Here is a 12537-nt window from a genome sequence, read left to right as displayed (position 1 = left end):
TCGCGGAGGCGCGTGTTCATCCCCCTCGGTGCTTCCGTACGGCAAGGATTCTTCGTGTCTTCGACCTCCTCCACGTTCAGGGCTCTGCGCCACCACAACTACCGGCTCTGGGCGGGGGCGGATCTCGTCTCCGTCACCGGCACCTGGATGCAGGTGCTGGGGGTGAACTGGCTCATCCTCACCCTGACAGGGTCGGCGACCAGCGTGGGGCTCAGCCTCGTCATGCAGGCGCTGCCGACGCTGCTGCTCGGCATGTGGGGCGGCGCGCTGGCCGACCGCCTGCCCGGCAGGCCCGTCGTGATCGCCGCGCAGCTCGCGCAGGCCGCGCTCGCCGCCGTGCTCGCGGCGATCACGCTGAGCGGGACCACCTCGGTACTGCCCATCTACGCCGTGGCACTGGCGGGCGGCGTGGTCAACGCGCTCGGCGGGCCCGCGCTCGGCCGGTTCGCCGCCGAGGTGGTGCCGCCCGCCGACCTGCCGAACGCGATGGCGCTCGGCTCGATACTCAACTCGGCGGGGCGCATCCTCGGGATGAGCCTTGCGGGCGCGCTGCTGCCGGTCATCGGCGAGGGCGGCGTGTTCGTGGCCAACGCCGCCACCTTCTTCGCGGTGATCGCGGCCGTGCTGGCCATGCGCTCCCGGGAGTTCCACAAGCTGGCCGCCGCCGGCCGGGACAGCGGCTCCGTACTCGACGGCCTGCGGTACGTGCTGCGCACGCCGTGGCTGCTGGTGGTGCTCGCACTCTGGTTCGTCTCGGGCAGCGTGGGGCGCAACTACCAGGTCACCATGGCCGCCATGAGCGCCGGCCCGCTCGCCTCCGGTGCGGGCGGCTACGGGCTGCTGTCCACGGTCTTCGCCGTCGGCACGGTGCTCGGCGGCTTCCTGGCCGCCACCAGGACCCAGCTGACGCTCCGCCTGCTGCTGGTCCTGGCGTTCGCGACCGGGCTGGCCCAGGCGCTGAGCGGGCTGATGCCGTCGCTGTGGACGTTCGCCGCCATGATGGTGCCGATCGCGGCCGGTGCGGTGGCGCTGGACACCACCGTCTCCGCGCGTGCCCAGCTCGACAGCCCCGACGAGATGCGCGGCCGGGTCATCGCGGCGCTGTCCATCGTCAGCTCCGCCGCGGGCGCGCTGGGCGGGCCGCTGCTCGGCGGGCTGAGCGACACGCTCGGCCCGCGCGTGGCGCTGGAGATCGGCGGCGTGGCGTGCCTGTCGGCCGCCCTGCTCGCGGCGGTGGCGCTGGCCCGGCTCTCCGGCCGCACGGTCAGGCAGGCGATCCGGCTCCGGCCCGGCTGGGAGAACGCCTGACCCACCCCCCTCCTCCCGGGCGCGGACGGCCCCGGCTTGACGAGCGCCCGGCCTCGCCCCTCCTCCCGGGCGCCGACGACTCCGGCTTGACGAGCGTCTGACCTCGCCGGGAATAGGTTTTTACCCGATTTGGTTGCGAACGGATGCACAGCTAACCTATAACTGAAGTTGGAGGTTAGCTACAGGCTCACAACCAACAAGGGAGGGACGTGGAAATGTTGCTGACCTCGATCGACCCGTTCCTGCAGGAGTTCGAGCGCCAGTTCAACCGCATCGCCCGGCAGGCCTTCAACGGTGACGGCGCGATCATGCCGATGGACGGCGTGCGCCGCGACGACGACGTGATTCTCCGCTTCGACCTGCCCGGCGTCGACCCCGACTCGATCGACGTGACCGTGGACCGCGGCGTCCTCAGCGTCACCGCCCGCCGCGAGGAGCAGGTGCCCGACGACGCCCGGCTCTTCGTGCACGAGCGGTCGATGGGCACGTTCACGCGGCGTGTCTACCTGTCGGAGCACCTCGACAGCGACAAGATCGACGCGGGTTACGCGAACGGCGTTCTGACCGTGCGCATCCCCGTTCTGGAGCGGGCGAAGCCGCGTAAGGTAGCGATCCAGCGCGGCGAGCCCAAGGCCATCAGGGCCTGACACGCGGTCCGGGGGGCGGGCTTCCTCGGACCGCCCCGCCCCCGACCACGTGAGGAGATGACATGCCGGACCTGCCCCTCGACGACGAGCACGCGCCTCTCTACTCGCTCGGGCAGGTGGCGGAGATGCTGAAGGTGCAGCACGCCTTCCTGCGCCGGCTCGACCAGCACGACGTGATCAAGCCGAGCCGGTCGAGCGGCGGCCAGCGGCGTTACTCGCGACGCGACATCCTCATCGTCCAGCACGTCACCCGCATGGCCGAGGAAGGCATGACGCTCATCGCCATCCGCCGCATCCTGGAGCTGGAGCGGGAGATCGCCGCTCTGCGCCAGGAGCTCGAGGAGACCAAGGCGCGGCTGCGCGAGAAGGAGTGACGTCGGGCGTGACGAAGGCGCGTACGCTCGTGCCGTGCACAACACGAGATACGCGCCATCCGGCATGGTGTGCAGCGTCGACCACCTGGCATCGGCGGCCGGGCTGGCGATGCTGGAGCGCGGCGGCTCCGCCGCCGACGCGGCGATCGCCGCCAACGCCGTGCTCGCGGTCGTCGCCCCCCACATGTGCGGGCTCGGCGGCGACCTGTTCGCCCTCGTCCACGACGGTGCGACCGTCACCGCGCTGAACGCCTCAGGACGGGCCGGATCCGGTGCCGATCCCGCCCGCCTGCGGGCCGAGGGCCACACCCGTATGCCCCACCTGCACGACATCAGATCCGTCACCGTGCCAGGGTGCGTGGACGGCTGGGTCGCGCTCCACGCCAGGTACGCGAGGCTGCCCATGGCCGAGCTGCTGGCGCCCGCGATCCGGCTGGCCGATGCCGGGTTCCCCGCCTCGCCGCTGATGCTCGCGGGCGCGGCGAGCGCCGCCCGGAGGCCCGGCGGCGGCGACTTCGCCTCCGTACGCGCCGCGGGCGACCGCGTCACCCGGCCCGGCGTGGCCCGCGCGCTCAAGGCCGTCGCCGAACGCGGCCGCAAGGGCTTCTACCTCGGCGAGTTCGGTCAGGGCCTGCTCGAGCTCGGGGCCGGCGAGTACATCGAGGCCGACCTGGCGCTGCCCGGCGCCGACTGGGTGGAGCCGCTGAAGACCCGCGCGTACGGCCACGACGTCTACTCGATGCCGCCCAACTCGCAGGGCTATCTGCTGCTGATGTCCCTCGCCATCGCCGAGGGCCTCGATCTGCCCGCATCGCCCGCCCACCCCGTCTGGGCCCACCTGCTCGCCGAATCGGCCAGGATCGCCGGGCACGACCGGCTCGACGTGCTGCACGAGGACGCCAAGGACCTGCTCGACCCGGCCGAGATCGACCGGCGGCGGGCGCGTATCGACTCCCGGTCCAGGCTGCGGCTCACCGCGCCCGCGCAGCCCGGTGACACGACGTACCTGTGCGCGATCGACGGAAACGGCATGGGCGTCTCGCTCATCCAGTCGAACGCGGCCGGGTTCGGGAGCATGCTGTTCGAGCCCCGTACGGGGATCAATCTCCACAACCGCGGCATCGGTTTCTCCCTCAAGCCCGGTCATCCCGCCGAGTACGGCCCCGGCCGCCGGCCGCCCCACACGCTGACCCCGGCGCTCATCACGCGCCCCGACGGCACGCTCAGGTCCGTCGTGGGCACCATGGGCGGCGACGCGCAGCCGCAGATCCTGCTCCAGGTCATCACCCGGCTGCTGCGCCACGGCGAGGAGCCGGGCTCCGCCATCGCCGCGCCGCGCTGGCGGCTCGGCACCGGCGGCACCGGCTTCGACACCTGGGACGCGCCCGACGACGCCGTGCTCGACCTGGAGGAGGGCGCGGGCTGGTCCGACGGGCTCGCGGCGCTCGGCCACCGGGTGGCGGCGCTCCCCTACGGCGGCTCGTTCGGCCACGCCCACCTCATCGACGTGCGGGAGGACGGCATGCTCGCGGGCGCCGCCGACCCGCGCTCGCGGGTCGGATCCGCGATTGGACGCTGAGCCCTCGGGTAGCGGATGCCGCTACAGGGTCGCCAGGAGCCGGCCCAGGCTTTCGAACAAGGCCGGATCCCAGGATTCCGGCCCGTCCAGAGGGTAGGGGTAGTCGTATGACGGAGCTGCCGCCGGATCGCTTCGGTCTGGCCGACGAGCAGGAGATCGAGGTCGAGGAGTGGACCGACGACCTCGGATTCCGACATGAGATCGTCGAAGACGACCCTCGGCATCACGACACGCTCGACGAGCGCCTGCGGCGCGAGGCGCCCGAGCGGCTGCGCGGGCCGCGCCCCAAACACCGGCTGACCCAGCCGGACGAGGGGCTCGGCCCCGACCTGGACGACGAGGAGATCGCCACGCTGTACGTCGGCGACACCGATGACGTGTCGCCCGAGGAGCGGGCGCTGCGCATCGACTCGGAGGACGACCTCAGCTGACCCGCGCCGGCCTGCCCGCGCTCGCTGCGCGATCTAGGCGAGGTCGCGCAGGGCGGGCAGGACGGCACGCAGGTCGCCGATGATGGCGTCGGCGGCCCTCGCCTGCGGCCGTTCGGCGTGCAGGTGGCCCCAGGGGCCGCGGCGCAGCAGGGCGGTGCGCATGCCCGCCTTCGCGGCCGGCAGCACGTCGTTGTCCAGCCGGTCCCCTACGTACAGGATCTCGCCGGGCGCGCACCCCGCGACCTCGGTGACCTTGGCGAAGAAGCCCGCGTCCGGCTTGGCCACGCCCCAGCCGTCGGAGGTGTGGACGGAGTCGGCCGGCAGGTCCATGGCCACGAGCGCGTCGTAGGCCCGGCGCGGCTGGTTGCCGGCGATGATCACCTGGTATCCCGCCGCCCTGATGGCCGCCAGCGCCTCGCGGACGTCGGGGTAGAGATCGTCGGCGTCGAAGTGGTTGCGCAGGCCGTCGGGGTCGTCGCGCTCCCAGGCCGCCGCCTCGGCGGCGAGGTCGACGCCGGGGCGTACGAGGTGGAAGGCGTCGGTGTGCGGCCGGTCCATGGCCGCCATCCCGCCCAGGGCGCCCATGAGCTCGAAAGGCGTGACGCCCAGCCGCTCGGCCCAGCGGTGCCAGATGCGGGTCTCGCTGATCAGCGTCTCGCCGACGTCGAACACCACCGTTCTGATCATCTTTGCCCCCAAGCCCGAGTCACGTGAAGCGCCGCCGACCCCAGCGAACCGGACAATCGACGCAAGGGCCGATTCTCTCACGCGCCGGGGGTACCGGCGACCGCGCGAGCGCTCAGGGCAGCAGCCGGTCCATCGCCTTGGCGATGCGCTTCTCCGAGACGGGCGTGGGGGTGCCGAGGGTCTGGGCGAAGAAGCTCACCCGCAGCTCCTCGATCATCCATCGGATCTCCACCACGTCGGGGTCGTCACGCCGCGCCGGGGGCAGCTTGTCCAGCAGCTCGTCGTAGTCGTCCTCGACCTTGTGAACGCGGTCCATCCACTCCTCGTCGCGCCACGGGTCCTCGGGCAGCTTGGTGAGGCGCCGGTCGATGGCGCGCAGGTAGCGCAGCACGTCGGGCAGCCTGCGGTAGCCGGTGGCGGTGACGAAGCCGGGGTAGACGAGCCTTGCGAGCTGGTCGCGCACGTCGTCGGTGGCGGCGCTCGGGCGCAGGCCGTCGAGCCGGACCCCCGCCTCGTGCCAGACGCTGAGGATCTGCTCGACCTTGGCCAGCACGTCGCTCGCGGTGTCGTAGAGGTCGGCGCGCACGTGCTGGTAGAGGCGGTCGTAGGCGTCCGGTTCCCAGACGGCGCCGCCCGCCTCCAGCATGAGCTTGTCGACGGCCGCGTTGATCACGTCGTTGAACAGCGCCACCGCGCCGCCGTGCGGGCTGCGCGACAGGGCCAGCTTGGCCTGGTTGGACAGGCCGCCGAGCAGGGCCTTGGCGGGGTTGGTGACGTTGAGCAGGAGCAGGCGGCGCACGCCGGGCCAGTGGGAGCGGCGCTGCTCCGCCTCGGTCTCGAAGATCTTGATGGAGACGGAGTCGCCGGCGTCCACGAGCGCCGGATAGCCCTTCATGCGGCCCTGCTCGAACACCTTGGGCAGGGTGCCGAAGCTCCACGTGCGCAGGCCGGTCTGCTCCAGGTCGTCGCCGGCCTGGGAGAGCGTCTCGCGCAGGCGCGGGGCCAGGCGGCGCTTGAGCTCGTCGAGGTCCTTGCCCTCGGCCACCGTGCGCCGCTTCTCGTCGATCACCCGGTACGTGATGCGCAGGTGGTCGGGCACCTGGTCGAGCTGCCACGCGTCGCGCGGCACGCGTACCCCGGTGAGCTTGAACAGCTCGCGCTCGACGGCTTCCAGCAGCGGCTCGCCGCCCGGCTTGACCCCGGCCAGCACCTGCTTGGCGTAGTTGGGCGCGGGCACGAAGTTGCGCCGCAGGTTCTTCGGCAGCGACCGGATCAGCGCGGTGATCAGCTCTTCGCGCAGTCCGGGGATCTGCCAGTCGAAGCCGTCGGAGGTGATCTGGTTGAGCAGCGCCAGCGGCACGTGGACGGTGACGCCGTCGGCGTCGGCCCCGGGCTCGAACTGGTAGGTCAGCTTCATCCGCTGGCCGAGCTGCTTCCAGGTATCGGGGTAGTCGCGGGCGCTGACGTCGGCGCCCTCGTTGACCAGCATCTCCGGCGAGAACGTGAGCAGGTCGGGCTGCTCCTTGCTCGCCTTCTTCCACCAGGCGTCGAAGTGGCGGGCCGAGACGACGTCGGCGGGCACCCGCTGGTCGTAGAAGTCGAAGAGCGTCTCGTCGTCCACGAGGATGTCGCGGCGGCGGGCGCGGTTCTCCAGCTCCTCGACCTCGCCGAGCAGCCGGCGGTTCTCCTTGAGGAACTTGTGGTGGGTGTCCCAGTCGCCCTCGACCAGCGCGTGCCTGATGAACAGCTCGCGCGACAGGTCGGGGTCGATGCGGCCGTAGTTGACCTTGCGGCCGACGACGAGCGGCACGCCGTACAGGGTGACCTTCTCCAGGGCGATCACCGCGCCCTGTTTCTTCTCCCAGTGGGGCTCGGAGTAGGTGCGCTTGACCAGGTGCTGGGCGAGCGGCTCGACCCACTCGGGCTCGATCTTGGCGTTGACCCTGGCCCACAGGCGCGAGGTCTCGACGAGCTCGGCCGACATGACCCACTGCGGCTGCTTCTTGGCCAGCGCGGAGCCGGGGAAGATGGCGAAGCGGGCGTTGCGCGCGCCGATGTACTCCTGGATCGGCCGCCGGCCGCCCTGGTCGCGCTGCTTGTCCAGCACGTCCTTGACTCCGATGTGGGACAGCAGGCCGACCAGCAGCGAGGCGTGGATCTGCTGCGGGTCGGCGGGCCGGCTGTTGGGCTGTACGCCGAGCGTCTGGCGGAGCTGGCTGTAGATGTCCTGCCACTCGCGCACGCGCAGGTAGTTGAGGAACTCGGCCTTGCACAGCCGGCGGAACGCGCTCGAGGACAGCTCCTTCTGCTTGTCCCGCAGGTAGTTCCACAGGTTGACGTAGGTCATGAAGTCCGACTCGGGGTCGGCGAAGCGGCGGTGCTTCTCGTCGGCCTGCTGCTGCTTGTCGGCGGGGCGCTCGCGCGGGTCCTGGATGGACAGCGCGGCGGCGATCACCATGACCTCGCGCAGGCAGCCGTTCTTCTCCGCCTCCAGCACCATGCGGCCGAGGCGCGGGTCCACCGGGAGCTGGGCGAGCCTGCGGCCGATCGGGGTGAGCTTGTTGTCGGCGTCGAACGCGCCCAGCTCGTGCAGGAGGTTGATGCCGTCCTTGACCTGGCGGCGGTCCGGCGGCTCGACGAACGGGAACGCCTCGATGTCGCCCAGCCCGATGGAGGTCATCTGCAGGATGACGGAGGCGAGGTTGGTGCGCAGGATCTCGGGGTCGGTGAACTCCGGCCTGTTGAGGAAGTCCTCCTCCTCGTACAGGCGGATGCAGATGCCCTCGGACGTACGGCCGGAGCGGCCCTTGCGCTGGTTGGCGCTGGCCTGCGAGATCGGCTCGATCGGCAGCCGCTGCACCTTCGTGCGGTGGCTGTAGCGGGAGATGCGCGCGTACCCGGGGTCGACGACGTACTTGATGCCGGGCACGGTCAGGGACGTCTCGGCGACGTTGGTGGCCAGCACGATGCGGCGGCCGGTGTGGGGCTGGAAGACGCGGTGCTGCTCGGCGGCGCTCAGCCGGGCGTAGAGCGGCAGCACCTCGGTGTTGCGGAACTCGGCCTTGCTCAGGGCGTCGGCGGCGTCGCGGATCTCCCGCTCGCCGGACAGGAACACCAGGATGTCGCCGGGGCCCTCGCCGATCAGCTCGCGGCAGGCGTCGACGATGCCCTGCGTCTGGTCGTCGTCCTCGCCGAGCGGGCGGTAGCGCACCTCGACCGGGTACGTGCGGCCGGAGACCTCGATGATGGGCGCGTCGTCGAAGTGGCGGGAGAAGCGCTCGGGGTCGATGGTGGCGCTGGTGATGATGACCTTGAGGTCGGGGCGCTTGGGCAGCAGCTGTTTCAGGTAGCCCAGGATGAAGTCGATGTTGAGGCTGCGCTCGTGGGCCTCGTCGATGATCAGCGTGTCGTACTGGTCGAGCATGCGGTCGTTCTGCAGCTCGGCCAGCAGGATGCCGTCGGTCATCAGCTTGACGAGGGTGCGGTCGCTCGCCTGGTCGGTGAAGCGGACCTTGTAGCCGACCACCTCGCCCAGCCCGGTGCCGAGCTCTTCCGCGACGCGCTCGGCGACCGTGCGGGCGGCGATGCGGCGGGGCTGGGTGTGGCCGATCACACCGCGTACGCCCCGCCCGAGCTCCAGGCAGATCTTGGGGATCTGGGTGGTCTTGCCGGAGCCCGTCTCGCCGGCGATGATCACGACCTGGTTGTCGCGGATCGCGGCGAGGATGTCGTCCTTGCGCTGCGAGACCGGAAGGTTCTCCGGGTAGGTCACCGCCGGCACGGCCGCGCGGCGGCGTTCGAGGCGCCGCTCGGCACGCTCCACGTCGGCCAGGATCTCGGCGGCGATCTTGTCGCGCGCCTCGCGGGAGCGCACCCGGCGCATGCCGTCGAGCCTGCGCCGCAGCCGCCGCTGGTCGCGCGGCATGAGCTCGGGCAGGCGTGACTGGATCTCCGCGACGGGCCCCGCAGGCCGGGCCGCCCGGTCAGGACGGGCCGGTCGGTCCTGAGGGGAAGGGCGGGACGGGCGAGAAGGCGAAGACGGCGAGGACAACGAAGGCGTTCCCATACTGCTTTCAGGATATTTGAGCCCCGCGTCACGGGAGCCAACCGTCCATGCTGCCCCACGCGCCCGCCGCGCGCATCCCATATATCGCCGTCCCAGGGCCTGTCCGGTGGATCTCGGTGCCCGGCTGAGGACGATCTCGGGAGTGGGTCCGATGGCGTGTCGCGGTGCGACGGCATGACTAGCGGCTGTGCACGGTGATCACGTAGCCGTCGGGGTCGGCGAAGCTGAACACGCGCCCGAACGGGCTGTCCGCGGGCGGCGCCACGATCGGCACTCCGGCCTCCTTCAGCTCGTCGTGCAGCTTCTGGGAATCGTCGGCGGCGAACCACAGGACGGCGCCGACGCCGGGGCGTTCGGGCAGCTCGACGCCGGGGAGCGGCTCGCGCACGGCGAAGGGGACGGGCTCGGTGGCGAAGACCACGGCGCCGGGCGGGGCGGAGGGCGCGCGCTTGAGGCCGAGGCGGCTCTCGTAGAACTCGGCGGCCTTGCCGAGGTCGCGGACCTGGAGGGCGACGAAGTCGATGCCGGTGGCGGTCATGGTGTCTCCTCTGCGATGTCAGGACTTTGACATAGAGACTGTATGTCAGAATGTTGACATGGCGCAAGAGGACCTCGAGATCAGCGTGGGTTACCAGCTCAAGCGGGTGCAGGCGGCCCTGCGGGCGGCCATGGACGACGTGTTGCGCGTCCACGGGCTGACCACCCCGCAGTACTCGTGCCTGGAGCTGCTCCGGCAGCGGCCCGGCATGTCGAACGCCGAGCTGGCGCGCGGCACGTTCGTCACCCGGCAGTCGATGAACGTGCTGCTGCAGAACCTGCAGGAGGCCGGGCTCGTCGAGCGGCCCGCGACGGCCCCGTCGGGCCGGGCGCTGCCCGCCCGGCTCACCGAGGAGGGGCGGCGGCGCCTGGAGGCGGCCAGGGCCGACGTGACGGCCGTCGAGCAGCGGATGAACTCCCCCATGACCGCGGAGGAGGCGGAGGCGCTGGCGCGCCGCCTCGCCGAGATGGCCGAGGCCCTGGGAGGCTGACGCGCCGGACGCTCGCGGCTACGCGCGGCCGGGCTCAAGCGGTCCCGGCGCGCGACGGATGCGCGGCGGACCGGGCTCGAGCGGTCCCGGCACGGCGACGGATGCGCGGCGGCAGGGCGCTGCCGCGGCTACGCGCGGGCGGCGGCCGCGTGGGCGGCGCCGATGATGCCGGCCTGGTTCTGCAGGCCGGCGGGCACGACGGGCGTGTCGATCTTCACGTGCGGCAGGAACTTCTCGGCCTTCCTGCTGACGCCGCCCCCGATGATGAACAGCGAGGGCGAGAACAGCATCTCGACGTGCCGCAGATACTCCTCCACCCGCCCCGCCCACTTCTCCCAGCTCAGGTCGTGCTCCTCGCGCGCCCTGGCGGACGCGCGGTGCTCGGCGTCCTTGCCGCGCAGCTCCAGATGCCCCAGCTCGGTGTTGGGCACCAGCACCCCGTCGGTGAACAGCGCGCTGCCGATGCCGGTGCCGAACGTCAGCACCAGCACCGTCCCCTGCCGCCCGCGCCCCTCGCCGAAGCGCATCTCGGCCAGGCCCGCCGCGTCGGCGTCGTTGAGCACGGTCGCACCGCCGAAGAGGCGGGCCGCGTCCACGCCGATCCACGAGCGGTCGATGTTGGCCGCCGAGCGCACCACGCCCCCGACGACGACGCCGGGAAAGGTCACACCGACGGGACCTTTCCAGTCGAAATGTTCCTTGATCGCGCTCACCACTCCGGCGACGGGGTCCGGCCCCGACGGCTCCGGCGTGGGAATGCGCAGCCGCTCCTCGACCAGCTCACCGGTCTCCGTGTCGACCGGCGCGCCTTTGATTCCGGAACCGCCGATGTCGATGCCCAAGACTTTCATGCTTTTCCTCTCCCCGTCAGGACGGCTGCGAACTCCCCTTTTCGGTCCGGCTGAACCCGCCACCCGTCGCCCACGTATCTCGCGTCACAAGCGCTCATTAGGAGGCACCGGATGCGGCCACGCATCATCACACTCTGCGCTGTTGCGGTCGTTCTGGGAGCGACTCTCACCACTCCCGCACACGCCACCACCAGGACGCGTTTCGACGTCATCAACCTTGTGTCGGACGTCAAGGGCAAAGCCCCTGTCACCGACCCCAAGGTCGTCAACCCGTGGGGCCTGGCCATGGGCAAGACTCTGTGGGTCTCGAACACCGGGACCGGCACCGCCACCGTCTACTCCGGCACCGGCAAGAAGGAGAAGACGGAGGTGGCGATCCCCGGAGGAGCCCCGACCGGCCAGGTGTTCAACCCCGGCGACGGCTTCACCGTCAAAGGCAAGCCGGCCACGTTCATCTTCTCCAGCCCGAGCGGCGCCATCACCGGCTGGAACGCGGAGGCCGACCCGGCCAACGCGATCATCGCGGCCTTCACCCGCGGCGCCGACTACAAGGGACTGGAGCTCGTCCGGACCGAGGACGAGGCGTTCCTGCTGGCGGCCGACTTCGCCAGTGGGCGCATCCACGCCTTCGACAAGGACTTCCGGCGGATCAAGCTGGCGCGCTGGCAGTTCAGGGACTCGGCGCTGCCCAAGGGCTACAAGGCCTACAACGTGGCGGTGGTCAACGGCAACATCTGGGTCGCCTACGCCCTGCGCGACGCGAAGACCGGCAAGCCGGTCTTCGGCAACGGCAAGGGCTTCGTCAGCCGGTTCAACGCGAACGGGCGGCTCACCGGGCGCATCTCCCGCGTCGGGCTCAACGCGCCCTGGGGCCTGAGCGCCGCGCCCAAGGGCTGGGGCGAGTACGCGGGCGCGCTGCTCGTCGGCAACTTCGGCGACGGCACCGTGCACGCGTACAAGGGGGGCCGCCACCTCGGCGCGCTGCGCGACTCCGCGGGCAAGCCGATCGTGCTGCCCGGCCTGTGGGACCTGGAGCCCGGCACCGCGGCGACCGGTGGCGAGAAGGCCCTGTGGTTCTCCGCCGGCATCGACGGCACCAAGCACGGCCTGATCGGAGTGATCGCCCCGAAGGGCACGAAGGTCGGCTCGAACGGGGCGGCCGCGGCGCCGAAGCCGTCGGCCCCGAAGACGAGCGCCCCGGCCACCCGGCCCCCCTCCCAGAATCCCTACGGCGGGTACTGACCGGCGCTCGGCCGCCGTCCCTCCAGCCCGGCGAGGGGCGCAGCCCGACTCCAGGGCCGGGAGGGCGGCCGGAAGGTCTCCGGCGCGGACGGCGCGAGCCGCGCCGGAGACGCCCGCTCACTCCTGGCGCCCGATCGCGCGGCGCCCCACCCCACTCATCCCGGCCCGATTCCATACCGCGCCGCTCATCCCCACCCGATCCGACCCCACCCGATCCGACCCCACCCGATCCGACCCGGCCCGATGCGGACCGGCCCGATGCGGACCGGCCCGGTTCATTCCGGCGCCGCCATCCCGCTCGATCCGACCCAGCCCGATGCAGAC

General features: G+C 71.6%; 11 protein-coding genes. 7 read left to right on the top strand and 4 right to left on the bottom strand.

The annotated features are described in order from the left end of the window. Nucleotides 1–54 precede the first annotated feature (54 nt). From ACGFIM_RS26350 to ACGFIM_RS26330, 5 genes are all read left to right on the top strand, one after another. Nucleotides 55–1308: an MFS transporter gene (locus tag ACGFIM_RS26350; protein ID WP_393204781.1), complete on the top strand. Its 1254-nt coding sequence runs from the start codon at nucleotides 55–57 to the stop codon at nucleotides 1306–1308. Between the two features lie 215 nt (nucleotides 1309–1523). Beyond that, nucleotides 1524–1955, top strand: coding sequence for an Hsp20/alpha crystallin family protein (locus tag ACGFIM_RS26345; RefSeq protein WP_393205890.1), 432 nt, complete (start codon nucleotides 1524–1526; stop codon nucleotides 1953–1955). A gap of 62 nt (nucleotides 1956–2017) precedes the next feature. After that, complete coding sequence (locus ACGFIM_RS26340; protein ID WP_364066789.1) at nucleotides 2018–2329, top strand: MerR family transcriptional regulator; 312 nt, start codon at nucleotides 2018–2020, stop codon at nucleotides 2327–2329. A gap of 34 nt (nucleotides 2330–2363) precedes the next feature. After that, nucleotides 2364–3908, top strand: coding sequence for a gamma-glutamyltransferase family protein (locus ACGFIM_RS26335; RefSeq protein ID WP_393204777.1), 1545 nt, complete (start codon nucleotides 2364–2366; stop codon nucleotides 3906–3908). Nucleotides 3909–4015: 107 nt separating this feature from the next. Next, on the top strand, nucleotides 4016–4339 hold the full coding sequence (locus ACGFIM_RS26330; RefSeq protein ID WP_393204774.1) for a DUF5709 domain-containing protein: 324 nt from the start codon (nucleotides 4016–4018) through the stop codon (nucleotides 4337–4339). 33 nt (nucleotides 4340–4372) lie between these two features. Here the strand turns inward: ACGFIM_RS26330 and ACGFIM_RS26325 are convergent, their stop codons facing one another. From ACGFIM_RS26325 to ACGFIM_RS26315, 3 genes are all read right to left on the bottom strand, one after another. Then, the gene (locus ACGFIM_RS26325; RefSeq protein ID WP_393204771.1) at nucleotides 4373–5026 is read right to left on the bottom strand and encodes an HAD family hydrolase; all 654 of its coding nucleotides are present in this window, start codon (nucleotides 5024–5026) and stop codon (nucleotides 4373–4375) included. Nucleotides 5027–5138: 112 nt separating this feature from the next. Further along, entirely contained in the window at nucleotides 5139–9092 is a 3954-nt protein-coding gene (gene hrpA / locus ACGFIM_RS26320) for an ATP-dependent RNA helicase HrpA (protein WP_393204768.1), read from the bottom strand. A 178-nt stretch (nucleotides 9093–9270) separates the two neighbouring features. Further along, complete coding sequence (locus tag ACGFIM_RS26315) at nucleotides 9271–9630, bottom strand: VOC family protein (RefSeq protein WP_393204765.1); 360 nt, start codon at nucleotides 9628–9630, stop codon at nucleotides 9271–9273. A 58-nt stretch (nucleotides 9631–9688) separates the two neighbouring features. Here ACGFIM_RS26315 and ACGFIM_RS26310 point away from each other — a divergent pair, with 58 nt between their 5' ends. Then, entirely contained in the window at nucleotides 9689–10120 is a 432-nt protein-coding gene (locus ACGFIM_RS26310; RefSeq protein ID WP_393204762.1) for a MarR family winged helix-turn-helix transcriptional regulator, read from the top strand. Between the two features lie 128 nt (nucleotides 10121–10248). Here ACGFIM_RS26310 and ppgK read toward each other — a convergent pair whose 3' ends face one another. Next, nucleotides 10249–10971 carry a polyphosphate--glucose phosphotransferase gene (gene ppgK / locus ACGFIM_RS26305; protein ID WP_393204759.1) on the bottom strand — a complete coding sequence of 241 codons (723 nt, stop codon included), beginning with the start codon at nucleotides 10969–10971 and terminating at the stop codon, nucleotides 10249–10251. Between the two features lie 111 nt (nucleotides 10972–11082). Here ppgK and ACGFIM_RS26300 point away from each other — a divergent pair, with 111 nt between their 5' ends. Continuing rightward, complete coding sequence (locus ACGFIM_RS26300) at nucleotides 11083–12213, top strand: TIGR03118 family protein (protein ID WP_393204756.1); 1131 nt, start codon at nucleotides 11083–11085, stop codon at nucleotides 12211–12213. The last annotated feature ends 324 nt before the right edge of the window (nucleotides 12214–12537 follow it).

The sequence above is a fragment of the Nonomuraea sp. NPDC049309 genome, from assembly GCF_043196965.1.
In the GTDB taxonomy this organism is placed as follows: Bacteria; Actinomycetota; Actinomycetes; order Streptosporangiales; family Streptosporangiaceae; genus Nonomuraea; species Nonomuraea fastidiosa.
This window is presented reverse-complemented; position numbering and strand designations above follow the sequence as displayed.